The 23,967-nt window shown below is 59.2% G+C and carries 19 protein-coding genes; 3 read left to right on the forward strand and 16 right to left on the reverse strand.

Features of this window, described 5'->3' with window-relative positions; all coding sequences use genetic code 11:
* Positions 1-188: 188 nt before the first annotated feature.
* The 13 genes from AC07Z7_RS12330 to AC07Z7_RS12390 all read right to left on the reverse strand — a co-directional run bounded on the left by AC07Z7_RS12330 (position 189) and on the right by AC07Z7_RS12390 (position 17,808).
* The gene (locus AC07Z7_RS12330; RefSeq protein ID WP_094286488.1) at positions 189-1,667 is read right to left on the reverse strand and encodes a glutamate synthase subunit beta; all 1,479 of its coding nucleotides are present in this window, start codon (positions 1,665-1,667) and stop codon (positions 189-191) included.
* Between the two features lie 48 nt (positions 1,668-1,715).
* Positions 1,716-6,449, reverse strand: coding sequence for a glutamate synthase-related protein (locus tag AC07Z7_RS12335; protein WP_494766404.1), 4,734 nt, complete (start codon positions 6,447-6,449; stop codon positions 1,716-1,718).
* Between the two features lie 176 nt (positions 6,450-6,625).
* A complete protein-coding gene (locus tag AC07Z7_RS12340) occupies positions 6,626-7,330 on the reverse strand; it encodes an REP-associated tyrosine transposase (RefSeq protein ID WP_494766405.1) in 705 nt (234 codons plus the stop codon).
* 99 nt (positions 7,331-7,429) lie between these two features.
* Positions 7,430-8,374 carry a class I SAM-dependent methyltransferase gene (locus tag AC07Z7_RS12345; RefSeq protein ID WP_494766406.1) on the reverse strand — a complete coding sequence of 315 codons (945 nt, stop codon included), beginning with the start codon at positions 8,372-8,374 and terminating at the stop codon, positions 7,430-7,432.
* Positions 8,371-9,000: a DUF1415 domain-containing protein gene (locus AC07Z7_RS12350; RefSeq protein WP_494766407.1), complete on the reverse strand. Its 630-nt coding sequence runs from the start codon at positions 8,998-9,000 to the stop codon at positions 8,371-8,373. Before AC07Z7_RS12350 ends, AC07Z7_RS12345 begins: the two co-directional genes overlap by 4 nt.
* Positions 9,001-9,202: 202 nt before the next feature.
* Positions 9,203-10,375 (reverse strand): deoxyguanosinetriphosphate triphosphohydrolase, encoded by a 1,173-nt coding sequence (locus AC07Z7_RS12355; RefSeq protein WP_494766408.1) that lies wholly within the window; start codon positions 10,373-10,375, stop codon positions 9,203-9,205.
* A 73-nt stretch (positions 10,376-10,448) separates the two neighbouring features.
* The gene (gene aroB / locus AC07Z7_RS12360) at positions 10,449-11,540 is read right to left on the reverse strand and encodes a 3-dehydroquinate synthase (protein WP_494766409.1); all 1,092 of its coding nucleotides are present in this window, start codon (positions 11,538-11,540) and stop codon (positions 10,449-10,451) included.
* Between the two features lie 79 nt (positions 11,541-11,619).
* Positions 11,620-12,753 (reverse strand): hypothetical protein, encoded by a 1,134-nt coding sequence (locus AC07Z7_RS12365; protein WP_494766410.1) that lies wholly within the window; start codon positions 12,751-12,753, stop codon positions 11,620-11,622.
* Positions 12,754-12,776: 23 nt separating this feature from the next.
* Positions 12,777-14,912, reverse strand: coding sequence for a type IV pilus secretin PilQ (locus AC07Z7_RS12370; RefSeq protein WP_494766411.1), 2,136 nt, complete (start codon positions 14,910-14,912; stop codon positions 12,777-12,779).
* Positions 14,909-15,454, reverse strand: a complete 546-nt coding sequence (locus tag AC07Z7_RS12375) for a pilus assembly protein PilP (RefSeq protein WP_494766412.1) — start codon at positions 15,452-15,454, stop codon at positions 14,909-14,911. Before AC07Z7_RS12375 ends, AC07Z7_RS12370 begins: the two co-directional genes overlap by 4 nt.
* Complete coding sequence (locus AC07Z7_RS12380; protein ID WP_494766413.1) at positions 15,451-16,113, reverse strand: type IV pilus inner membrane component PilO; 663 nt, start codon at positions 16,111-16,113, stop codon at positions 15,451-15,453. The genes AC07Z7_RS12375 and AC07Z7_RS12380 overlap by 4 nt, the downstream gene beginning before the upstream one ends.
* A gap of 1 nt (position 16,114) precedes the next feature.
* On the reverse strand, positions 16,115-16,732 hold the full coding sequence (locus AC07Z7_RS12385; protein ID WP_494766414.1) for a PilN domain-containing protein: 618 nt from the start codon (positions 16,730-16,732) through the stop codon (positions 16,115-16,117).
* Entirely contained in the window at positions 16,729-17,808 is a 1,080-nt protein-coding gene (locus AC07Z7_RS12390) for a pilus assembly protein PilM (RefSeq protein WP_094286470.1), read from the reverse strand. Before AC07Z7_RS12390 ends, AC07Z7_RS12385 begins: the two co-directional genes overlap by 4 nt.
* A 268-nt stretch (positions 17,809-18,076) precedes the next feature.
* Here AC07Z7_RS12390 and AC07Z7_RS12395 point away from each other — a divergent pair, with 268 nt between their 5' ends.
* Entirely contained in the window at positions 18,077-20,473 is a 2,397-nt protein-coding gene (locus AC07Z7_RS12395) for a penicillin-binding protein 1A (protein WP_494766415.1), read from the forward strand.
* A gap of 145 nt (positions 20,474-20,618) precedes the next feature.
* On the opposite strand, the gene cyaY is transcribed toward AC07Z7_RS12395, so the two are convergent.
* Positions 20,619-20,951, reverse strand: a complete 333-nt coding sequence (gene cyaY / locus AC07Z7_RS12400; protein WP_494766416.1) for an iron donor protein CyaY — start codon at positions 20,949-20,951, stop codon at positions 20,619-20,621.
* Positions 20,952-20,963: 12 nt separating this feature from the next.
* Here cyaY and lptM point away from each other — a divergent pair, with 12 nt between their 5' ends.
* Together lptM and AC07Z7_RS12410 are read left to right on the forward strand one after the other, a co-directional pair.
* Positions 20,964-21,170, forward strand: coding sequence for an LPS translocon maturation chaperone LptM (gene lptM / locus AC07Z7_RS12405; protein WP_494766417.1), 207 nt, complete (start codon positions 20,964-20,966; stop codon positions 21,168-21,170).
* Between the two features lie 116 nt (positions 21,171-21,286).
* Positions 21,287-22,114, forward strand: a complete 828-nt coding sequence (locus tag AC07Z7_RS12410) for an oxygen-binding di-iron domain-containing protein (protein ID WP_094287955.1) — start codon at positions 21,287-21,289, stop codon at positions 22,112-22,114.
* Positions 22,115-22,202: 88 nt separating this feature from the next.
* Here AC07Z7_RS12410 and msrQ read toward each other — a convergent pair whose 3' ends face one another.
* Both msrQ and msrP read right to left on the reverse strand, forming a co-directional pair.
* The gene (gene msrQ, locus AC07Z7_RS12415) at positions 22,203-22,856 is read right to left on the reverse strand and encodes a protein-methionine-sulfoxide reductase heme-binding subunit MsrQ (RefSeq protein WP_494766418.1); all 654 of its coding nucleotides are present in this window, start codon (positions 22,854-22,856) and stop codon (positions 22,203-22,205) included.
* Positions 22,857-22,948: 92 nt separating this feature from the next.
* Complete coding sequence (gene msrP, locus AC07Z7_RS12420) at positions 22,949-23,953, reverse strand: protein-methionine-sulfoxide reductase catalytic subunit MsrP (RefSeq protein ID WP_494766419.1); 1,005 nt, start codon at positions 23,951-23,953, stop codon at positions 22,949-22,951.
* Between the last annotated feature and the right edge of the window lie 14 nt (positions 23,954-23,967).

Here is a 23,967-nt window from a genome sequence, read left to right on the forward strand (position 1 = left end):
GAGGGGCTGCGGCGCCCCCAGGCAGAGGCAACCCCGGATTGACAGGACACCCGATTGTGCCAACAAAGCGCAAGAGTGGCGGATCCCACGGTTTAACCCTGGACAGCGCAGGTCGGCTTCGCGCCCCAAGACTCCACAAAAAAGCGGCGCCCGCAGGCGCCGCTGTTGCTCGAACCCCGTGCGGGCGATCAGCGGGGCAGGTCCGAGTAGCCCATGAGGAACTCGTCCACCGCGCGCGCCGCTTGGCGGCCTTCGCGGATGGCCCAGACCACCAGCGACTGGCCCCGGCGGATGTCACCGGCCGCAAACACCTTGGGCACGTTGGTGGCATAGCCGCCATCGAAATCGGTGGTTGCGCGGGCGTTGCCACGGGCGTCCTTGTCCACGCCAAAGGCGTCGAGCACCGCAGCCACGGGGCTCACAAAGCCCATGGCCAGCAGCACCAGGTCGGCTTGGTAGTGCTTTTCGGTGCCAGGAATTTCCACCAGCTTGCCGTCCTTGAACTCGACCTGCACGGTCGTCAGGCTCTTGACCTTGCCCTTTTCGCCCGTGAACTCCTTGGTAGAGATGGCGAACTCGCGCACGCAGCCTTCTTCATGACTGGAGCTGGTGCGCAGCTTCAGCGGCCAGTAGGGCCACGTCAGGGGACGGTTTTCCACCTCGGGGGGCTGGGGCATCACCTCGAACTGGGTGACGCTGGCCGCACCGTGGCGGTTGCTGGTACCTACGCAGTCGCTGCCAGTGTCGCCGCCACCGATCACGATGACATGCTTGCCATCGGCGCGGATCTGGCCCTTGAGCTTATCGCCCGCGTTGACCTTGTTCTGCTGGGGCAGGAACTCCATGGCGAAGTGGATGCCATCGAGGTCGCGGCCGGGCACAGGCAGGTCGCGCGATTGCTCGGCGCCACCGGTCAGCAGCACGGCGTCGAACTCCTTGTTCAGCTGCTCTGGCGTGACGGTCTCCTTGGCCCAGTTGGTGACCTTGGAGTCCTTGCCCAGGCCGTCCTTGGCGGCGCCCACAAACACGCTGGTGCGGATGACTACGCCTTCGGCTTCAAGCTGCTTGACGCGGCGGTCGATGTGCGACTTCTCCATCTTGAAGTCAGGGATGCCGTAGCGCAGCAGGCCGCCCACGCGGTCGTTCTTCTCAAACAGCGTGACGCTGTGGCCCGCGCGCGCCAGTTGCTGGGCAGCGGCCAGGCCTGCGGGGCCGGAGCCCACCACGGCCACTTTCTTGCCCGTCTGGTGCTTGGCGGGGCGGGGCTTGACCCAGCCCTCTTCCCAGGCGCGGTCAATGATCGCGTGCTCGATGGACTTGATGCCCACGGCGTCGTCGTTCACGTTGAGCACGCAGGCTGCCTCGCAGGGCGCGGGGCAAATGCGGCCGGTGAACTCGGGGAAGTTGTTGGTGCTGTGCAGCACCTCGATCGCACTCTTCCAGTCCTGGTGGTACACGAGGTCGTTGAAGTCCGGAATGATGTTGTTCACCGGGCAGCCGTTGTTGCAGAACGGCGTGCCGCAGTCCATGCAGCGCGCGCCTTGCACCTTGGCCTGGCTTTCGTCGAGGCCGATGACAAATTCCTTGTAGTGCTTCAGGCGCTCGGGCACGGGCTTGTAGCCCTCTTCGATGCGCTCGTACTCCATGAATCCAGTAGTTTTTCCCATGACGATGTCCTTGTCTATGAATGCTGTGCGAAGGGAGATGGCGTCGCCTTACTTGGCGGGGGCCACTTCCTTTTTAGTAGCAGCTACCGCTGGTGTAGCGGACTCCTCCAGCACTTTTCGTTCATATATTTCAGCCAGCGCACGCTTGTACTCGGTCGGGAAGACCTTGACGAACTTGCTGCGCGATGCAGCCCAGTTGTCCAGCAGTTCACGCGCGCGCTTGCTGCCCGTCCAGCGGTTGTGGTCTTCCAGCAGCTTCTTGAGCTGGGCCTCGTCCGTCTGGCCGTTGTGCCAGATCGAGCGTGGCACCGTGGCTTCCTGCTCGGTAGCGGGCAGGATGCGCTCCAGCGTGACCATGGACATGTTGCAGCGGGTGTCGAACTGGCCATCCTCGTCGTAGACATATGCGACACCGCCGCTCATGCCCGCTGCGAAGTTGCGGCCGGTCTTGCCCAGAACCAGCACGGTGCCGCCGGTCATGTATTCGCAGCCGTGGTCGCCCGTGCCTTCCACCACCGCAGTGGCACCCGAAAGGCGCACGGCAAAGCGCTCACCCGCCACGCCACTGAAGAAGGCCTCTCCCGTGGTGGCACCGTACATCACCGTGTTGCCCACGATGGTATTGCGCACCGCGTCGCCCCGGAAGTCAATGCTGGGGCGCACCACCACACGGCCGCCCGACAGGCCCTTGCCCGTGTAGTCGTTCGCGTCACCGATCAGGTACAGCGTGATGCCGCGCGTGAGGAATGCACCGAACGACTGGCCGCCCGTGCCTTCCAGCTGGATGCGGATGGTGTCGTCTGGCAGGCCTTCGGGATGGGCGCGCGTCACGGCCCCGGAGAGCATGGCGCCCACGGAACGGTTCACGTTGCGCGCCACTTCGATGAATTGCACACGCTCGCCCTTGTCGATGGCGGGCTGGCTGCGCTCGATGAGTTTGCGGTCCAGAGTGTGCTCGATGTTGTGGTCCTGCACATCCACGTGGAAGCGCGGCACATCGGCAGGCACATTGGGCTGGGCGAACAGGCGGCTGAAGTCCAGGCCACGTGCCTTCCAGTGCTCCAGACCCTGGCGCATGTCGAGCAGGTCAGTGCGGCCGATCAGGTCGTCGAACTTCTTGATGCCCAGCTGGGCCATGATCTGGCGCACTTCTTCGGCAATGAAGAAGAAGTAGTTCACCACATGCTCGGGCTTGCCCGAGAACTTCTTGCGCAGCTCGGGGTCCTGCGTGGCCACGCCCACGGGGCAGGTGTTGAGGTGGCACTTGCGCATCATGATGCAGCCCTCGACCACCAACGGAGCGGTGGCGAAGCCGAATTCGTCCGCGCCCAGCAGCGCGCCGATGGCCACGTCGCGGCCGGTCTTCATCTGGCCGTCGGCCTGCACGCGAATGCGGCCGCGCAGGCGGTTCAGCACCAGGGTCTGCTGGGTTTCGGCCAGGCCGATTTCCCAGGGGCCGCCCGCGTGCTTGATGGACGACCAGGGCGAAGCGCCCGTGCCGCCATCATGGCCGGCGATCACCACGTGGTCGCTCTTGCACTTGGCGACGCCTGCAGCGATGGTGCCCACGCCCACTTCGGACACCAGCTTGACGCTGATGCCTGCGTGCGGTGCGACGTTCTTCAGGTCGTGGATCAGCTGGGCCAAGTCCTCGATGGAGTAGATGTCGTGGTGCGGCGGGGGCGAGATCAGGCCCACACCGGGCACGCTGTGGCGCAGCTTGCCGATGTAGTTGGAGACCTTGCCGCCAGGCAGCTGACCACCTTCGCCGGGCTTGGCACCCTGGGCCATCTTGATCTGGATCTGATCGGCCGACGAGAGGTATTCCGCCGTCACCCCAAAGCGGCCCGAAGCCACCTGCTTGATGCGGCTGCGCAGCGAGTCCCCGTCTTGCAAAGGCAGATCGACCTCCACGTTCTCGGCACCAATCACGCTCTTGAGGCTGTCGCCCTTCTTGATCGGGATGCCCTTGAGTTCGTTGCGGTAACGCGCGGCGTCCTCGCCACCTTCACCGGTGTTGCTCTTGCCGCCGATGCGGTTCATGGCCACAGCCAGTGTGGCGTGCGCCTCGGTGGAGATGGAGCCGAGGGACATGGCGCCGGTGGCAAAACGCTTGACGATTTCCTTGGCGGGCTCGACTTCGTCGATCGAGATCGCCTTGGACGGGTCGATCTTGAACTCGAACAGGCCGCGCAGCGTCATGTGGCGCTTGCTCTGGTCGTTGATGATCTGGGCGTACTCCTTGTACGTGTTCCAGTTGTTGGCGCGCGTGCTGTGCTGCAGCTTGGCAATCGCATCGGGCGTCCACATGTGGTCTTCGCCACGGGCGCGCCAGGCGTATTCGCCACCGGCGTCCAGCATGGTTTCGAGCACAGGATCATCACCAAACGCGGCCTTGTGCATGCGGATGGCTTCTTCGGCGATTTCGAACACGCCGATGCCTTCCACGCGGCTGGCGGTGCCAGTGAAATACTTGCCCACGGTCTCGGTGTTCAGGCCGATGGCCTCGAACAGCTGGGCGCCGCAATAGGACATGTAGGTGCTCACGCCCATCTTGGACATGATCTTGGACAGGCCCTTGCCAATCGCCTTGACGTAGTTGTAGATGGCCTTGTCGGCCGACAGGTCGCCGCCCAGGTCCTTGTGCATCTCGGCCAGGGTTTCCATTGCCAGGTAGGGGTGCACGGCCTCGGCGCCATAGCCTGCCAGCACGGCAAAGTGGTGCACCTCGCGGGCAGTACCCGTTTCGACCACCAGGCCGGCCGTGGTGCGCAGGCCCGTGCCCACCAGGTGCTGGTGGATGGCCGACAGCGCCAGCAGCGCGGGGATGGCCACCTGCGTCGCGCTCACGGCACGGTCGCTGATGATCAGGATGTTGGCACCGCCCTTGATGGCGTCCACGGCCTGTGCGCACAGCGAGGCGAGCTTGGCTTCCACGCCCTCACGGCCCCAACTCAGCGGGTAGGTGATGTCGATGGTCGCGCTCTTGAACTTGCCTTGCGTGTACTGCGCGATGTCGCGCAGCTTGGCCATGTCGGCAAAGTCGAGCACGGGCTGGCTCACTTCGAGCCGCATCGGTGGGTTGACCTGGTTGATGTCCAGCAGGTTGGGCTTGGGGCCGATGAAGCTGTTGAGCGACATCACGATGGCTTCGCGGATCGGGTCGATCGGCGGGTTCGTCACCTGGGCGAACAGCTGCTTGAAGTAGTTGTACAACGGCTTGTTCTTGCCCGACAGCACGGCCAGCGGGCTGTCGTTGCCCATGGAGCCGATGCCCTCTTCGCCGTTCTTGGCCATGGGCGCCATCAGGAACTTGATGTCTTCCTGCGTGTAACCAAAGGCCTGCTGGCGGTCCAGCAGGGGCAGATCTGCGGCCTGGGGCGCAGCCGCCTGAGCACCGGCTTCGATGCTGTCGAGCTTGATGCGCAGGTTCTCGATCCACTGCTTATAGGGCTTGGTGTTGACGACGTTGGCTTTCAGCTCGTCGTCGTCGATCATGCGGCCTTGTTCCAGGTCGATCAGGAACATCTTGCCGGGCTGCAGGCGCCACTTGCGCACGATCTTGTTCTCGGGCACGGGCAGCACGCCCGATTCGGAACCCATGATGACCAGATCGTCGTCGGTGATGCAGTAGCGCGAGGGGCGCAGGCCGTTGCGGTCCAGCGTGGCGCCGATCTGGCGGCCATCGGTGAACACGATGGAGGCGGGACCGTCCCAAGGCTCCAGCATGGCAGCGTGGTATTCATAGAAGGCGCGGCGGCGCTCGTCCATGGTGGTGTGCTGCTCCCAAGGCTCGGGGATCATCATCATCACAGCCTGGCTGATGGGGTAGCCAGCCATGGTCAGCAGTTCCAGGCAGTTGTCGAACGTGGCGGTGTCGGACTGGTCGGCAAAGCTGATGGGGTAGAGCTTTTGCAGGTCAGCAGCCAGCACGGGCGAAGCCATCACGCCTTCGCGCGCCTTCATCCAGTTGTAGTTGCCCTTGACGGTGTTGATTTCACCGTTGTGCGCCACATAGCGGTAGGGGTGGGCCAATGGCCATTCGGGGAAGGTGTTGGTGGAGAAGCGCTGGTGCACCAGGCCGATGGCCGAGACGCAGCGCTCGTCGGACAGGTCCTTGTAGTACACGCCCACCTGATCGGCCAGCAGCAGGCCCTTGTAGACCACGGTGCGGCTGGACATGGACGGAACGTAGTATTCCTTGCTGTGCTTGAGCTTGAGCGCCTGGATGTTGGCGCTGGCCGTCTTGCGGATCACGTACAGCTTGCGCTCCAGCGCATCCTGCACGATCACGTCGTTGCCACGGCCGATGAAGACCTGGCGCAGGATGGGCTCCTTCTTGCGCACAGTGGGGGACATGGGCATGTCCACGTTCACCGGCACATCGCGCCAGCCCAGCAGCACCTGGCCTTCGGCCTTGATGGCGCGCTCCATCTCCTGCTCACAGGCCAGACGCGAGGCGTGCTCCTTGGGCAGGAAGATCATGCCCACGCCATATTCACCGGCGGCGGGCAGCGTGATGCCCTGCTTGGCCATTTCTTCGCGGTACAGCGCGTCGGGGATCTGGATCAGGATGCCCGCGCCGTCGCCCATCAGGGGGTCGGCCCCCACGGCGCCACGGTGGTCGATGTTTTCCAGGATCTTCAGGGCCTGCGTCACGATGTCGTGGCGCTTCACACCCTTGATGTGGGCCACAAACCCGAGGCCGCAGGCGTCGTGTTCGTTACCCGATGAATACAAACCGTGTTGTTGCAGATGCTGGATCTCGGCAGCCGTGGTCATGGCGCACTCCTCATATTTTTCGCAGGGAGTGGGAGATTAGTGCATTGCAACATGGTTTGGCAAGCACATTAATTGGGGTCAGATTCCTTTTAATAACCAAGCATCTTGGTTCTGTATTTTATTGGGGACATATCAAATTTAATAGCAATAAAAACAATACCGCAGAGCGGAAAATCCTATTTTTCCTCTGATTTCTTTACGCTTTTTGGCCGCCCAGCTTGCCCCGCCGTCACCCGGCGCGGTGTCTGTTTTTGCAAACCTTCTATGAAATCAGTGTCTCCCAAGGCCCATCCACTCAGAGCCGAAGCCGTGAGCGCCGCCTGCTCCTGCGACCCGATTCCCGTCTGCACCAGCGCGGCATAGGCGGCCTCGCGGGCAAACGGCGTGTTGCCCAGCGCCCAGTACAGCGCATGGGGCGTGAGCAGGCGGTCATTGCGTACGCCCCGCCAGTGGGCATGGCTGGACCAGGGGTAGTCCGCCGCATTCGCCACCAGCCCTGCCCGCACCGGGTTGAGGTCCAGGTACACCATACAAGGCAGCAGGTACTTGTCGGCCTGCAGCACGGTAGACCGGTAGCGCCCCTCCCACAGGGTGCCGGTGCGCGCATGGCGGCGGTTGAAATACTGCACATAGCGCCGCCCCACCGCCTGCATCATCTGCGGCAAAGCATCCGCCGATGTGGGGGTGACCAGCAGGTGGAAGTGGTTGTCCATGAGCACATAGGCATGGACAGCCACCCCGTGCTGGAGCGCGTTGTCTGCCAGCATGGCGAGCATGGTGTGGAAGTCTTCGCCGTCCTGAAAAATGGGCTGGCGGTTGTTGCCACGCTGGATCACGTGGTGCAGATGGCCTGGCAGGGTCAGGCGTGGAAGGCGGGCCATGGGTAGTGGTCGATGAAGGCAATGCGCGCCATCATAGACCCGTCCCCAATTTCAAAGTCTCCGGCTTGCTGCCGCGCAGCTGAGGCACGGGTGAAGCAATCAGCCCGCAGCAGCCGCCTCTGTCACGTTGGCAGCCGCCGCCAACCCAAAACGCGGCCCCAGGGTCTTTTCCAGCCCGAACTCGACCAGGATGGCACGCAGGCGCTCGGCCGCGCTGCGCTTTTTCTGCCCGGTGTAGCGCGCGATGATGAGTTCGTTCTTCATGCTGTGCTCCCACCCTACCAACTCGGTCACCGTCACTTGGTAGCCGCTGGCCTCCAGATACAGGCAGCGCAGCACATTGGTCACCTGGCTGCCCAGCTCACGGGTGTGCAGCGGGTGCCGCCACAGCTCGGCCAAGGGCGTGCGCGCCAGCTGCAGGGCCTTGCCCTGGCGCAGGCAGGCGGCCATCTCGGCCTGGCAGCAGGGCACCAGCACCATCGCACGGGCCTTCTTCTGCAGGCCAAAGGCGATCGCATCGTCCGTGGCCGTGTCGCAGGCGTGCAGGGCCGTCACCACATCGATCTGCGCGGGCAACTCGTCGGCCGCTGACGATTCGGCCACCGACAGGTTGAGGAATGACATGCGGCCGAAACCCAGCCGCTGGGCAAGCTGGCGGGATTTCTCGACCAACTCGGCGCGGGTTTCGACGCCATAGATATGCCCATGCCCCAGGGCCTTGAAATACAAGTCGTACAGAATGAAACCCAGGTACGACTTGCCCGCGCCATGGTCTGCCAGGGTCGGCCCACCGCCGTCTGCCGATAGCTCCGTCAACAGCGGTTCGATGAAATTGAACAGGTGGTACACCTGCTTGAGCTTGCGCCGCGAATCCTGGTTCAGCCGCCCCTCGCGGGTGAGGATGTGCAGCTCCTTGAGCAGCTCCACCGACTGCCCGGGCCGCAGCTCGGACAGCTCTGCAGCCTGGGCATTGGCCTGGGCCTGTTGCTTGCGGATCGCCCCACCGGCTTCGCGCGGCGCGGGGGATGGTTTCTTCTGCGTCATCGCGCATTCCCCCCCTCGGCAGACGCCGCACCGGGCGCCGGTGCGTGGGGCCCCACATCCAGCGCCAACCAGCCCTCCATCCCCAGGCCCTCGAGCACTTCCATGTTCCGCTCAAAGATGGCTTCCGCCTCAGGGAACACCTCCACGGCCCGGTCGATGCTGTCTTCGCGCAGCAGATGCAGCGTGGGATAGGGGGCACGGTTGGTGCAGTTGGTCACATCGTCCACGTCAGTGCCCGCAAATTGGAACTGAGGGTGAAAGCTGGCAATTTGCAGGATGCCGTCCAGCCCCAAGGCATCCAGCAGGCCTTCCGCATCACCAAGAAATTCATTGAAGTCCAGAAAATCCTGCAAACAGTGCGGCAGCACCAGCAGGGTCGTGTCCCGCACCGCGGCGGGAATGCTCTGCAAAGCCAACAACTCGTCACGCAGCAGCGACAGCACCGCGTCGGTGTCCTCGGTCAGCGCCACCACGTAGTGGATCTGGCCCTTGACATGCACGCCCTTGGCGAACGGGCACAGATTCAGCCCGATCACGGCTTTTTCAAGCCAGCGCACGGTGTCACGAATGAACGGGGCTGCGGGATCGGACGCGCCCATCGGGGTGATGGAAGGGGTGGAGGTCATAGGCGCGTAGGCAGGCACAGTGAAACGGGGTCTGATTTTACCGGGGGCCTCGGCGCGGCCCGAGACGCAGGAGGCATCACACTGCGGTGCAGCACGCAAACAGATTGACGGCCATGCCGCAGGCGATGGAGCACCTGGGCAACGGGCTGGTGCAGGGGCCGTTACAGACCCTGGACCCAGGCAGCTCTGCGGCCAAACGCGCTCAACCGCCCAGCAGGCGGCGGCCCGTCAGCCGCTCATGCTCGCGCGCTGCAAAACGGTCCGTCATCCCGGCAATGAAGTCGGCCACGGCGCGGGCCCGCATGCTGGCGTCGCCCGCCAGCGCCTGCTGGGCAAAAGCCGCTTTCATCTCTTGCGGTGCGGCCACATAAGCGGCAAAAAGGTCACGCACAATTTCCTGAGCCAGCCCCGTCGTCTCCATCACCTGCGGATGCCGGTACAGGTGCCGGAACAGGAACTGCTTGAGCGCTGTAGATCGTTCACGCATTCCGCCACTGAACAGCACCAGCGGAGGGCACCGGCGAACCTCATCAGCGCTGGCAGGCGCATGCTCGCGCAGGGCCTCCCGCGTCGCATCAATCACGTCGTACACCTGCGCACTGAGCATGCGCCGGATGGCCTCGAACAACAGCCGCCGCTGCAGGCTGGGCGAAGCGAGATCCGGGTACTCGGCTTGCGCCGCCGCCCGGTACGCATCGAACAAGGGAACGTCGCGCAATTGCGCAAGGCTGATCAAGCCCGACCGCACGCCATCGTCAATGTCGTGCGCGTTGTAAGCAATCTCGTCCGCCAGGTTGCACAACTGCGCCTCCAGACTTGGCTGCTCACGCCTTAAAAATCGGCTGCCGACACCGCCGGGCTCCGAGGCTTCCAACTGTTCTGCGTGCGATCGGGAGCAATGCTTGAGGACTCCCTCTCGCGTCTCGAAGGTGAGGTTGAGTCCATCGTACTGTGGGTAGCGCTCTTCGAGCCGGTCCACCACGCGCAGGCTTTGCAGGTTGTGCTCGAACCCGCCAAACCCCGCCATGCACCCATGCAGCGCATCCTGGCCCGCATGTCCGAAGGGTGTGTGACCCAGGTCATGGGCCAGCGAGATCGCCTCTACCAGGTCTTCATTGATCTGCAGAGACCGCGCAATGGAACGCCCCAGCTGCGCCACCTCCAGCGAATGGGTCAACCGGGTGCGGAACAGGTCGCCTTCGTGGTTGAGGAACACCTGCGTCTTGTACACCAGCCGCCGAAACGCGGTCGAATGCACAATCCGATCTCGGTCACGCTGGTACTCGGTGCGCGTCGGCGCAGGCTGCTCCGGGTAGCGCCGCCCCCTTGTCTGCGCGGGGTCTGAAGCGCAGGGCAATTGATCAGAGCTTTGCATCAAAAATGGGCTCGTGCACGCTTCAAATTTACGCCATTAGCTATATATTTAATAGCAAACTCAACTACCCGCGTCAGTCGCAACACGCATCAATGACCTCCCGCACCAAGGCATCGGGCGCTGCGCGCACCACGGCCTTGCCAGGCCCGTCAATCAACACAAACCGGATCTCCCCACCTTCGGACTTCTTGTCGATGCGCATCAACTCGAGATAGCGCCCCGCGTTGTCCACCGGATCGAGCACGGGCCCCTTTGTCGGCAAACCCGCCCGCGCAATCAGCGCAGTGAGCCGTTCCACAAACGCAGCGTCCACCAACCCCAGCCGGCGAGACAGCTCAGCCGCCATCACCATGCCAGCAGCGACCCCTTCCCCATGCAACCAGACGCCATACCCCATACCCGCTTCGATCGCGTGACCAAAGGTGTGTCCGAAATTGAGAATGGCACGCAAGCCGGTTTCTTTTTCGTCCTGGCTCACTACCCATGCCTTGATTTCGCAGCTGCGCTGGACAACATGGGCAAGTGCACTTGAGTCTTTCGCAAGTACCTTATCCACGGAGCCCTCAAGCCACTCCATAAATCCGATGTCGGCAATGGGTCCGTACTTAATGACCTCCGCCAAACCTGCGCGCAGCTCACGGATTGGCAGGGTTTCAAGCGTACTCAGATCACATACAACAAGGCGAGGCTGATAAAAAGCCCCGATCATGTTTTTACCTAACGGGTGATTGATCGCTGTCTTTCCCCCCACCGAGGAGTCCACCTGCGCCAGTAATGTGGTCGGGAGTTGAACGAAGGGGACACCTCGCATGAAAGTAGCTGCTGCAAACCCTGTCAAATCACCAATCACGCCTCCGCCGAGGGCAAACATGACAGTTTTTCTATCACACTCCCACTTCAGCAATGCAGTGAAAATTTGATTCAAAGAATCCCAGGTTTTGTGGGCCTCGCCATCTGGAAGTTCAACGACATAAACCTCCTGAAAAGAGCTTCTGAGCGAATCCAGGGCCCGGCTCAAATGTAACTTGGCGACCACCACATTCGTAACAACGACGGCTACCCGGGTGCAAACATTGGAGTTTGCGAGGAATCGAGGCAAATCCCCCCTCTCTGCAATCAGAATTTCGTACGCTCTGTCACCTAAATCAATTTTTACCAAACCCATATAGCAGCCAATTTCTTACGCAAAAAAGAAAAAGGAGAGACCAAGCAAGATTGATCTCTCCTTCTAGCAAGCTCACTCTTCAAGGGCAAGCAACAGCACTATCATCTTTAATGGTGAGCGATACCGTTTGTTTTACCAACTTCGAATCATAAACATCAATTGGAATGACTTTATCTGCAGTCACGCAACGAACTCCTACCGCAGAAATCGGAACAGTCACTGTCATGGTACTCGCAGCAATTACTGCAGTGGCGTGCACCTCGTCAGCTGGACTGATCAAAGGCGTATAGGGCGCAGTACCACCGGCAATCAAATAAGTTACCGTAGTTGCGGTTGCACTCCGCTCGTTAACCGTTTGATTTGCAGGAGAAACCTGCAAAACGTTAGAGGTGACAGTAACAGAAACAACTACCGTCTGACCAGCCGCATCGGTAATTGCGATACTGGAAGAGCCTTGCGACAATAAGCTCACCGAAACAGAAGATCCAGACAACGATGCACTTGCCACGGCAGTGTTGCTGGAGCTCACAGAATAAGGAGCCACTCCACCATTAATAGTAATAGTATTAGAGGTACCAGCAGCCCCAGTGATAGTAGTTGGCGATGTGGTCAACGTACCAACCTGGACAGCAACCGAGACACTTAATGTTGCCCCCGCAGAATCGGTTATCACCAGTGTGGCGGTCCCCGCCTTAGGCTTTGCGGTCACAGTAATCGCAGAACCTGAAATAGATGCGCTGGCAATGCTGGTGTCAGAGCTATTCACAGAATACGGGGCAACACCTCCACGCACATTGAACTGCAGCGTCTGATTGGGTTGCAACGTGACAGAAGTACCTGCGCTACTAGCCAACGGAACCGCTTTTGCAGTTACGGTAATTTTAACTTGCTGGACAGGCAGACTTTCATCGTAAACCGTTACTGTGGACGTTCCGTCACTATTGCCCGCAATGTACAAAATACCATCTGGAGACAACCCTGCGCTGACGGATGCATCAGAGCTAATGACACCGTAGGGAGCCTTCCCACCGCGGACCTCAATACCCGTAGAGCCACTAGCGCCAACGGGCAAACTGATTGCATCTACTGGCGGAAACACTCTCAGGGTCGCAGAAGGACCATTTGGTGTCCCACCCCCACCCCCACCCCCACCACATGCAACGATAACAAAAAATGTAATCGCCACACACAGAGCTTTAACAAAATATCTCATAACTACTCCCCAAAGTTCACAATCTACTTCTTTAGTCCACCATCAGAAATTACTTTTGGCGTAATAAACACCAACATTTCGCGCTTCGTCGACTCTTTAGTCCGATTCTTGAAAAGATTACCCACAACAGGAACATCACCAATCAATGGTATTTTATTTTCCTGATTAGTTTCTTCCATTTCAAATATACCCCCAATAACAACAGTCCCCCCATTTTCAATCAGAATCTGGGTCTTAACGTGCTTTGTATCGATTGCAACGCCTTGAGTCGTAGTTTCTCCGCGGCTATCCTTATTAACATCAAGATCCAGGATAATATTCCCCTCCGGGGTAATTTGAGGAGTCACTTCCAATTTCAAAACCGCCTTCTTAAAAGCCAAAGTGGTTGCGCCATTGGGGGCAGTTATAGAATATGGATATTCCGTACCCTGCTCAATCAGTGCCTTGGTTTGATCCGCTGTAATTATTCGTGGGCTTGAAACAACCCGCCCTTTACCATCAGCCTCCATAGCAGACAGCTCCAGCGTAAGAAATCGATTTGCCGCCGAGTTAAATATTGACAAAGCAAAACTACCGACACTGCTAACATTGGAGAGGCTTGCAGGAAGATTCACAAAGTTACCATTGGTATTCGTTGTTCCGCCAGCACCACTCGATGCAACGGCATCACTGTATGAGGATCCGAACGCAATCCGATTATTTCCACCGAGACCATAACCTCCATCCCCCCCCCTATTTGCCCGGAGATCTGTACCACCAAGGCGCACCCCCAGCGAACGACCAAATGAATCTCTTGCCTCAACAATACGAGCTTCAATCAAAACTTGCCGCACAGCTACATCTAAACTAGCAAGTAGCATTCGCACCTCTTCCAATTTACTTGGAGTATCTGTCACAAACAACTGATTCGTACGTGGCTCAGAAATCGCACTACCGCGCTCCGACAAGAAACGGACCCCCCCGCCACCGCCACCAGTTGTCGAGGTTGTTAGCTGAAGAAGGATATCCCCAGCCTTAGCATAATTAAGCTGATAGGCTTGTGTTTTCAGGGGCTCGAGTTTCTGTATTGCCAGAGCTGCTTCAAAATCTTTCTTGGTGCGCGCATCAATCTCATCCTTCGGAGCAATCCAAAGAACAGACCCTGTCTTCTTCATCCCGAGACCTTTTGCATCCATAATAATTTGGAGTGCTTGATCCCAAGGTACATCTTTGAGCCGCAGTGTGAGGGCACCCGTTACGGTATCAGAAGTTACAATATTAAAATTTGTAAAATCCGCAATCACCTGAAGCAACGATCTCACCTCAATATTCTGAAAATTCAGTGAAAGCTTCTCCCCAGAATATCCAGGCCCCTGAGTAAGCTTACTCAAGTCCACTTTTTTCTGCCTAATCTCAACAACAAATTGACTGTCACTTTGATAGGCGCTGTGATCCCAATCGCCCACAGATTCAATCAGCATGCGAACACGCTCACCCACCTGTGTTGTAGTAACAACTTGCACAGGTGTTCCAAAGTCAGCGACATCGAGGCGCCGCCTGAGTCCCTCTGGCAGTGATGACCTCATAAATTCCACAACAATACCTTTGGATTGCTGCTGAAGGTCAACTCCCACCTGATTGCTGGCCAAATTAACCACGATCCGACCCGAGCCATCTGCCCCACGACGAAAATCAACATCTTTCAGCGGCAATATATCACCATTTTGCGAATCCGAAAAATGAACTACGGAAGATGCCGCCCTCGAAGCAACTCCAGCCACAGGATCAAGAGATAAAATTAAAGTCCGACCCTGAATCTCAGCACGATAAGAAGTTGCAGACTTAAGGTTCAATACAATACGAGATCTCTCACCCGCTTGCACCACATTTACCGATCTAAGATTACCCAAATTTACTTCATAGATCGATTTACCGCTGGAATTACTGACCCCTTGAAAATCCAGAGCAACACGCGCGGGCAACTGCGTTGCGAACCCAGTAGGAATCGCAGTAAGTGGCTCATCAAATTCAATCCTCAAAACCTCCACGCCACCCTGGACGCTGGCAGCAATTGCATTAATTGCCCCTTGTGCAGCCGCCCCCAAAGACATGACGGCAATGGAAACGCCCACAGCGGCACTACGGCAGCGATTTACAAAAAAGCCACTATTATGTTTCATTTTTTCCCCTCTTGCAGGTCAAGCGTTACCGGGCGCTCTATCCAATCTCCAGTTGCGTCCTGTGCAATCTCACGTAGTTGAATCGAATTCTCCGTTATCCCAACAATTTTTCCGTAATTTTGCCCCAAATAACTCCCAACCTTCACTTGGTAAATAAGATTGTCTACCTTCAATAATGCAGTGGGCGATCCTGTTTTGTTAAGGCTCCCCACCATCGCCATAGCATCCAACGGAAACGCCTCAAGAGGCTCTTTACGCCGAGTCATCTCAGGCGCAATCAGCGCGGCGTTGGAGGCTATCTGTACGGAGTCTCGACGCAATGCTTGAGTAAGCTTGATTTGGTTAAATGGTTCTAGCGCCCCCCCCTGGGAGTAGGCTTCAGGAATGAACTTCTTAGGCTCTGTCAACGGAATAACGTTGGGCTTGGTGTTGGCCCTTTGATCAGCTATCCACACACGCAATTCATCCTCACCAGAGGGCAGGCACCCAACAAGAGTAAACATCGAAAAAATTAAGAACAAACTCTGTGCCACCTTACTCATTTAGCGCCTCCCGCCTTCTTTTGAGCTTGTATTTCTTCAACATCCAAATATCTAAATGTGCGAGCGATTGCATCCATCACCAAACCATCACGAGCGCCAGGCACTATCGCGATATTGTTTAACGTCACAATGCGAGACAAATGAGCTATATCTGACGCAAAAGCACCAATATCATGATATTTACCCGTTACACGAATAGATATCGGGAGCTCAGCATAATAGTCCTTAACAACAATCTGCCCGGGCTTAAATAGCTCAAATTGCAAACTTCTTCCAAGCCCTGCCTGATTAATATCAGACAACAATGCCGCCATCTCAGCCTTGCTGGGCAACTGTTTCTCCAATTGGATAACGTACTGCTGAATCTGCTCTCTTTGCTTTTTCAGCGCATCCAAACTCACTGCTTTAACCAGTTTTTTCTGATAATCTGTGCGCAGTGCCACTTCTTTAGCACGCTCATTTTCTAGTTCTACTTCATAATCCTTCAAGAAGGCGAACCACGATACTGCAGTTACTGCTCCCGCAATGAAAGCACACAACAGGCCTTTGGGTAAAACAGGCCATAACGATGGATCTTTGGTATCGAGATTTCTGAATTGCCGCTGAACCACATCCATCTGCTCGGCAAAGCTAATAGATTTTTCTTTCTTATTAGCCATATCACTTACCTCCCGACGATGCAGCAGCGCTGGCCGCAGCCATCGTCTTCTGGGCTTCACTTGCACGCACCAACTGGAACTTCAGATTAAACGAAGACACTCTCCGTTGATCCCGTTGACTCAAAGAGACCGTATTGGCTGTAATTTCACTCAGCTCGGGCTTATCTAGCCACGGGGTATTTGCAGACAAGTTGCGCAGCAGCTCTGAAACACGCTCATTCGATTGGGCCATACCCTGCATGGTGATAGTTTGCCCAGTTTGACCAATCGCTGTGATGTAAACCCCATCTGGCAGTTGCTTGACCAGCTCCGTCAAGAGATGCACCGGGAGATTTCTGTCAGATTGAAGATCTTCGACGGCTTTCTGACGCGCACGCAAAGCAGCAATCTCGTCTTCGATAGACGCGATTTCTTTGATCTGCTCTTCGAGCACTTTAATTTCCTGTTGCAGGAAATTGTTCTTGGCTTGCTGATCGGTGATCATCATCTGAAACCACCAATAAATGGCACCAGCAATCACCAGGCCCAGCAGGAAAGACGCAAACATCGTGGCCTGAAAGGCCTCTTTGCGGCGCTTCCGCGCCTCCTCTCGGTGGGGGAGTAAGTTAATCAGAATCACTGCAGGAACCTCCGCATAGCCAAGCCGCAAGAGGTCAAATAGGATGGGGCTTCACGCACCATCTTTTTGAGCCGGACAGAACTTCCGATCTCCATCCCGTCAAATGGATTGACCGCGCTGCAGGCAAACCCCGTCTGCTGAGTAACCGCCTCCGTGAGCCCTGGCAAAGGAGCCGACCCCCCCGCAAGCATGATGTGATCAACACGGTTGTGTGGCGTGCTGGTGAAGAAGAACTGCAATGCACGGCCAATTTCTTGAGCCATGCTATCGACGAAAGGACGAAGAACGGCCGACTGATAGTCTTCGGGAAGATCGCCGTTGCGTTTCTTGCCTTCGGCCTCTTCCACCGAGAAGCCATATTGACGCACGATCAATTGCGTCAGTTGAGCCCCGCCAAAAGCCTGGTCCCGGTCATACAAGACCTCCTCGTTCCGGATGACCTGCATGCTGGTAGTCAGCGCGCCCACCTCGAACAAGGCCACCATGGCATCAACGCCTTTATTAGGGAGCGCTTCAATCAAACGCCCCGCAGCCAAACGCGACGCGTGGGACTCGATATCGACCACCACAGGCTTCAAGCCCGCAGCCTCTGCCAGGCCTTGCCTGTCCTGGACTTTTTCGCGCCGTGAAGCGGCGATGAGTACGTCTACATCACCAGGCGCATTCTTGCTGGGCCCGATCACGCAAAAATCCAGACTCACTTCGTCGAGCGAGAAAGGAATGTACTGATTGGCTTCGGATTCGACCTGAACCTCAAGCTCCTGCTCGGTCATGCCGCCCGGAAGCGTGATCTTTTTGGTAATGACAGCAGATGGCGGCAGCGCCAGAGCGACGTTTTTTGTCCTCGTTCCGCTCTTCTTGACGAGTCGGCGCAGCGCGTCAGCGACTTCGTCGAATTTTTCGATGTTGCCGTCCGTGATCCAGCCGCGCTCCAGCGGCTCGATGGCGCAACGCTCTAGAACCAGACCGCCTGCCTTATCACGCCCCAACTCCACCAGCTTGACACTGGAAGAACTGATGTCGATTCCCAGCAGCGGAGCAGACTGGCGACTGAACAAAGACCCCATTGAGATCAAGATTGGTCCCCTGTAACTTGCCAAAATGAGGCAACAAAACTTAACACTTCACATGAATGCTATCAGTAAGATAGTTCTCCAGCAAAGATTTTTCCCGTTGTAACGCCTGCGGAGCGTTGCCAAAAGCAGACGAAATTTCGGGGCTCGGCAATACCGTTCGACAAGGATCATGCGCCTTTCGGCGGCACCGGAATCGCCTGGATTTGAGATTCAAGGGAAGCCAGGGCAGACATTTTTATAATGGATAGCCTTACCCTTTCGGAGCGATATGCCGCCCTCCCCCTCGAAGTCGTCCGACAAGCCGGACACAGCCTCCACCCGCACCCGCTCCACCTGGCTTCGCTGGCTTCTTCGCATCACGCTGTGGATGACCGGGTTGGCGGCGGCTGCGGCGGTCGGGCTCGCACTGATCATCGCGGTGGCGCTCGCCGTGGCCTACCCCAACCTTCCCGACATCTCTGACCTAGCCGACTACCGGCCCAAACTGCCGTTGCGCGTCTATTCTGCTGAAGGGGCCTTGCTGGGTGAGTTTGGTGAGGAGCGCAGAAACCTCACGCCGATCGAAGACATCCCGAAAGTGATGAAAGACGCCGTTTTGGCCATTGAGGATGCTCGCTTCTTCCAACATGGCGGCGTGGACTACAAAGGTGTGGTGCGCGCAGGCCTTGCCAATTTGGGCCGCGTGAAAAGCCAAGGGGCATCGACTATCACAATGCAGGTAGCTCGCAATGTTTATCTGTCGTCAGAGAAAACATTTACCCGCAAAATTTACGAAATCTTACTGACATTCAAACTGGAACACTTACTGACCAAGGATCAGATTCTTGAGATTTACATGAATCAGATTTTCTTGGGCAATCGCGCATATGGTTTTGCCGCAGCCTCCGAGGCCTATTTTGGCAAGCCGCTGAAATCACTGTCCATTGCAGAAGCCGCGATGTTGGCAGGATTGCCCAAGGCCCCCTCGGCCTACAACCCCATCAGCAATCCCAAACGGGCCCGGGTCCGCCAGCAGTACATCATTGAGCGGATGGAAGAGAACGGCTTCATCACCGCGCAGCAGGCCGCCGAAGCCAAGAAGGAAGAGTTGAAGATCCGTACCGGCCCCGACAACACGCGGGTGCATGCGGAGTACGTAGCCGAGATGGCCCGCCAACTGATCTTCACGCAGTACGGCAATGAGGCCTACACACGCGGCCTGAACGTGTACACCACCCTGAATGCCGCAGAGCAGGAAGCCGCGTACAGCGCCTTGCGCCGAGGGATCATGGACTATGAGCGGCGCCAGCAGTACCGGGGCCCCGAAAAATTCGTGGCTTTGCCTACTGCACCGCAAGAAGTCGAGGATGCGATTGACGACGCTCTGGCCAACCACCCGGACAACGGCGACGTGCTCTCGGCCGTGGTGCTGGAGGCCACGCCGCGCAAAATCGTTGCAGCGCGCGCCAACGGGGACACACTGGAAATCACTGGCGATGGCCTCAAGCCCGCGCAGTCCGGACTCAGCGACAAGGCCCCGCCCAACATCAAGATCCGCCGGGGCGCGGTGATACGCGTGGTAAAGACACCCAAGGGCGCCTGGGAGATCACGCAACTGCCTGAAGTCGAAGGTGCCTTTGTAGCCCTGGACCCTCGCAACGGCTCCATCCGTGCGCTGGTGGGGGGATTCGACTTCGACAAGAACAAGTTCAACCATGCCGCGCAGGCGTGGCGCCAGCCGGGCTCCAGCTTCAAGCCGTTCATCTACTCCGCCGCCCTTGAAAAAGGCTTCACCCCGGCCACTGTCATCAATGACGCGCCGCTGTTCTTTGATGCCGGTGTGACCGGCGGCCAGCCCTGGGAGCCCAAGAACTACGACGGCAAGTACGACGGCCCCATGAGCATGCGCACGGGCCTGGCCAAGTCCAAGAACATGGTCTCGATCCGCATCCTGCAGGCCGTAGGCCCCAAGACAGCACAGGAGTGGGTGGGGCGTTTCGGCTTTGATCCTGAAAAGCACCCCGCCTACCTGACCATGGCGCTGGGAGCAGGCTCCGTCACGCCGCTGCAGATGGCGGCCGCCTACTCGGTGTTTGCCAATGGGGGCTATCGCGTGAACCCCTGGCTGATCACCAAGGTCACAGACCACAAGGGCCGGGTGATTTCCGAAACCACACCGCCGGTGACCAGTGAACAGCCTCGGGCCATCGAAGCCCGCAATGCCTTTCTGATGAACAGCCTGCTGCAGGAAGTCACCCGCTCCGGGACGGCTGCCCGCGCCCAGGCGACTCTCAAACGCCCCGACCTGTACGGCAAAACCGGCACCACCAACGACTCGGTGGACGCATGGTTTGCTGGCTACCAGCCCACCATCGCAGCCGTCACCTGGATCGGCTACGACACGCCCCGCAACCTGGGCAGCCGTGAAACGGGGGGCGGACTCAGCCTGCCCGTGTGGATCAGCTTCATGGAGCGCGCCCTCAAGGGCGTCCCCGTGATGGAGCCCACCGTGCCTACAGGGGTGGTCAATGTGGGTGGCGAGTGGTTCTATGACGAGTACGCCCGCAGCGCAGGCGTGTCGAGCGTCGGACTGGAAGACCAGCGCTCCACATCACCGGCGGTCACCCCCCAGGCGCCACCGCCTTCTGAAGAGCGCAGCCGCATCCTCGACCTGTTCCGCAACTGACCGAGCGCCTCCTGCGCAACGGCTGCGTTGATGCTGTAGAGCCCAGGGCACTCTCCCGCCCAAACCAGGAGAACAAGAGGCGGGGGACTGCCCGGCGCCCGACCAACGCTTCACGGGGCGTCGGTCACTTGGCCGGAGCTGCCGCCTACAGGGCGGCAAACTGCAGAGGCAACCCGGACTGCTGGGTGGCGTCCCGGCTCAGGCACGCGAAGAATTCGCCCGCGCCTTTGGTGTCCTGCCACACACTGCCGTCAAACCGGTAGTGATACCCCCCCGAACGGGCCGCCATCCAGACCTCGTGCAAAGGCTTTTGCAGGTTGACAACGATCTGGCTGCGGTTGGGGAACGTCAGCGTCACCATCCCCCCCGACCGCTGAGCATCCACATCGGCATCCGTGGTGTCGTTGATGCGATCACAGCTGCGCTCGACGGCAAGCAGCAGTTGTTCGGCGTGGTCCATGAATTCGAGGTCGGTCATTACAATTTGCGCATGTTGAAAGCTCCCCAAATTCTAGTCAGGACACTTGTCCTTGCTGCCAGTGCGGCAGCCCTGCTTGGCTGTGGACAGCGGGGGCCCTTGTACTTGCCGACGGGGCCTGCCGCAGGACAGCGCGCCACGCTGCCGGAAACACTCACGCCCAGCAGCGGCGTGGGCGCAGCGCAGGCGCCTGCGGCCGCAGCCTCTACCCCCCGCTGACGCCGCTGGGACAACGCCCCGCCATGGGGCACCAATGCAGCACCGCTTGATTTCGATCAAGTACAAATCCTAGGGGCACTCGTACAGTCTGCGCTTTATTGCACCGCAGGATGGCCATGGCCCTGGAACTCTACCGCGACAAGAATCACGCTTGCCTGATGTTCACCGACCTCATCGAGGAGGACGGCCAGGCCGTGCAGGCCAATCAGTTTTTGATCGTTGACGACGACACGGGCGCCATCATCGACCCGGGCGGCAACCTCGCCTTCAACGAACTGTTCATGGGGATGACCAAACACTTCCCGCCCCACAAGCTGTCGTACCTGATCGCCTCACACGCCGACCCAGACATCATTGCCTCGCTCGACCGCTGGATGACGAGCACCAAGGCCAACCTGGTGATCTCGCGCGTGTGGGAGCGCTTTGCGCCGCACTTCACCAAGGTGGGCAAGACCGAGAACCGCGTGATCGGCGTGCCCGACGGCGGCGGCCACCTGCCCCTGGGCCGCCACGAGTTGGTGCTGCTGCCTGCGCACTTCATGCATTCCGAAGGCAACTTCCACTTCTACGATCCGGTCAGCCGCATCCTGTTCACGGGTGACCTGGGCGTGTCGATGATGTCGGGCGCCGAGGCCCGTGTGCCGGTGACTGACCTCAAGGCGCACATTCCTCGCATGGAGGGCTTCCACCGCCGCTACATGGTGTCCAACAAGATCCTGCGCCTGTGGGCACGCATGGCCCGCCAGCTCGACATTGCCATGCTGGTGCCGCAGCATGGCGCCCCCATCATGGGCAAGGAAGCCATCAACGACTTCTTTGAATGGATCGAGAACCTGATGTGTGGCATTGACCTGTTTGATGACCGGGCCTACCAGATCCCCACAGCCTACATCGACCCCGTGACCCGGCAGATGCGCCCGGCGCTGCGGGCCGTGAACGCATAAAGCTGTTGCATTACAAGGGAAAAAGGCCGTCTCCGCGCACTGGGCAAGCGAAGATAGCTATTAAATATATAGCAAACGATCCACAGCGCTAAGGCAGGCGCGCTGGAGTGCCACGCTCGCGCGGGGTGGTGGCCAAGCCGGGCTGCGGCCTGCGCCAGCGGTGCCAGACACGCCAGCCCAGCAGCACCGCCAGGATGGCGGCGTACAGCGCCACTTCAGCAAAATCGTTCTTCCCGGCACGCATCCAGAAGAAGTGCAGGATGGCCAAACCCGCCACCGCGTAGACCGCGCGGTGCAGCGCCTGCCAGCGCTTGCCCCCCAGCGCCTTGATGGCCCGGTTGAACGAGGTGCCCGCCAGCAGCGCCAGCAGCAGCAGTGCCAGCGATCCGACCAGGATGAACGGCCGCTTGGCGATGTCGCGCAGGATGTCTGCCAGATCAAAGCCCATGTCAAACCAGGCATAGCTCAGCAGGTGCAGCACTCCGTAGAAAAACACGAACAGGCCCAGCATGCGCCGAAACCGCGCCAGCTGCGGCGTGGCCGTGAGCACGCGCAGCGGCGTGACGGCCAGCACCAGGCACAGCGCTCGCAGCGTCCAGTCGCCCGTGGCGCGGATCAGGGCCTCTGCAGGGTTGGCGCCCAGCTGGTTCGTCGCTGCGGCCACCACCAGCCAGACCAGGGGAAGCAGGCACAGCACAAAGACCAGGGGTTTGGCGGCGGGATGGAGCAGGAGTTTGCGCATGGGGATCGGTGCCTGTTCTGGAGGCCGCAGCCCCCAGGCGGAAGGCCGGGCCAGAAGACAGGGCCCAGAAAACGTCAGGCAGTCACCAGGGATCAGTAGAACTTCTTGAGGTCCATGCCCGCGTAGAGCTGGCCGACCTGGGCTTCGTAGCCGTTGAACATCAACGTCTTGCGCTTCTTGGCGAACAGGCCGTCTTCACCAATGCGCCGCTCGGTGGCCTGGCTCCAGCGCGGGTGGTCCACCTCGGGGTTCACGTTCGAATAGAAGCCATATTCCTGCTTGGCCGCCTTGTTCCAGGCGGTGCCAGGCTCCTTCTCGACGAAGCGGATCTTGACGATGCTCTTGGCGCTCTTGAAACCGTACTTCCAGGGCACCACCAGGCGCACGGGCGCTCCGTTCTGGTTGGGCAGCACCTCGCCATACATGCCAAATGCGAGCAGTGTGAGCGGATGCATGGCCTCGTCCAGGCGCAGGCCTTCCACATAGGGCCAATCGAGTACACGCGAACCGACGAAGGGCATGGTCGCCTTGTCGGCCAGGGTCACGAACTCCACGTACTTGGCGCTGCCCTGCGGCTCCACACGCTTGATGAGTTCCGCCAGCGAATAGCCCACCCAGGGGATGACCATGGACCAGCCCTCCACGCAGCGCAGCCGGTAAATGCGCTCCTCCTGCGCGCTGAGCTTGATCAGGTCTTCGATGCCGTACTTGCCGGGCTTCTTGACCAGCCCTTCCACGTCCACCGTCCAGGGGCTGGTCTTGAGCGTGTGGGCGTTGCGCGCCGGGTCGGCCTTGTCGGTGCCGAACTCGTAGAAGTTGTTGTAGGTGCTCGCGTCTTTGTAGTCGGTGAGCTTTTCCATCGTGACCGCGCCCGCCACGGTGGACTTGGCACCCGCCAGCGCAGCCAGTTTGTTGGGCCGCATCACCTGGGCTTGCTGCGCCAGCGCCTCGCGGCCTGCCCAGGCCGCCATCGCGGCACCTGCCGCGCCGCCCGCCATGAGCCTGAGCATCTGGCGCCGGTCTTCGTAGACCGCGCGGGGCGTGATTTCGGAGGGGTGGGGGTGGTTGAAACCCGAGTCGCGCGAAGGGATCAGCATGGGGAGGCTCCGGT

The sequence above is a fragment of the Acidovorax sp. GW101-11A03 genome, assembly GCF_059424825.1.

Excerpts from the sequence above, each read along its gene's own strand:
- AC07Z7_RS12330 (WP_094286488.1), bottom strand. The coding sequence starts at position 1,667 with ATGGGAAAAACTACTGGATTCATGGAGTACGAGCGCATCGAAGAGGGC.
- AC07Z7_RS12335 (WP_494766404.1), bottom strand. The coding sequence starts at position 6,449 with ATGACCACGGCTGCCGAGATCCAGCATCTGCAACAACACGGTTTGTAT.
- AC07Z7_RS12340 (WP_494766405.1), bottom strand. The coding sequence starts at position 7,330 with ATGGCCCGCCTTCCACGCCTGACCCTGCCAGGCCATCTGCACCACGTG.
- AC07Z7_RS12345 (WP_494766406.1), bottom strand. The coding sequence starts at position 8,374 with ATGACGCAGAAGAAACCATCCCCCGCGCCGCGCGAAGCCGGTGGGGCG.
- AC07Z7_RS12350 (WP_494766407.1), bottom strand. The coding sequence starts at position 9,000 with ATGACCTCCACCCCTTCCATCACCCCGATGGGCGCGTCCGATCCCGCA.
- AC07Z7_RS12355 (WP_494766408.1), bottom strand. The coding sequence starts at position 10,375 with ATGCAAAGCTCTGATCAATTGCCCTGCGCTTCAGACCCCGCGCAGACA.
- aroB (WP_494766409.1), bottom strand. The coding sequence starts at position 11,540 with ATGGGTTTGGTAAAAATTGATTTAGGTGACAGAGCGTACGAAATTCTG.
- AC07Z7_RS12365 (WP_494766410.1), bottom strand. The coding sequence starts at position 12,753 with ATGAGATATTTTGTTAAAGCTCTGTGTGTGGCGATTACATTTTTTGTT.
- AC07Z7_RS12370 (WP_494766411.1), bottom strand. The coding sequence starts at position 14,912 with ATGAAACATAATAGTGGCTTTTTTGTAAATCGCTGCCGTAGTGCCGCT.
- AC07Z7_RS12375 (WP_494766412.1), bottom strand. The coding sequence starts at position 15,454 with ATGAGTAAGGTGGCACAGAGTTTGTTCTTAATTTTTTCGATGTTTACT.
- AC07Z7_RS12380 (WP_494766413.1), bottom strand. The coding sequence starts at position 16,113 with ATGGCTAATAAGAAAGAAAAATCTATTAGCTTTGCCGAGCAGATGGAT.
- AC07Z7_RS12395 (WP_494766415.1), top strand. The coding sequence starts at position 18,077 with ATGCCGCCCTCCCCCTCGAAGTCGTCCGACAAGCCGGACACAGCCTCC.
- cyaY (WP_494766416.1), bottom strand. The coding sequence starts at position 20,951 with ATGACCGACCTCGAATTCATGGACCACGCCGAACAACTGCTGCTTGCC.
- lptM (WP_494766417.1), top strand. The coding sequence starts at position 20,964 with ATGTTGAAAGCTCCCCAAATTCTAGTCAGGACACTTGTCCTTGCTGCC.
- AC07Z7_RS12410 (WP_094287955.1), top strand. The coding sequence starts at position 21,287 with ATGGCCCTGGAACTCTACCGCGACAAGAATCACGCTTGCCTGATGTTC.
- msrQ (WP_494766418.1), bottom strand. The coding sequence starts at position 22,856 with ATGCGCAAACTCCTGCTCCATCCCGCCGCCAAACCCCTGGTCTTTGTG.
- msrP (WP_494766419.1), bottom strand. The coding sequence starts at position 23,953 with ATGCTGATCCCTTCGCGCGACTCGGGTTTCAACCACCCCCACCCCTCC.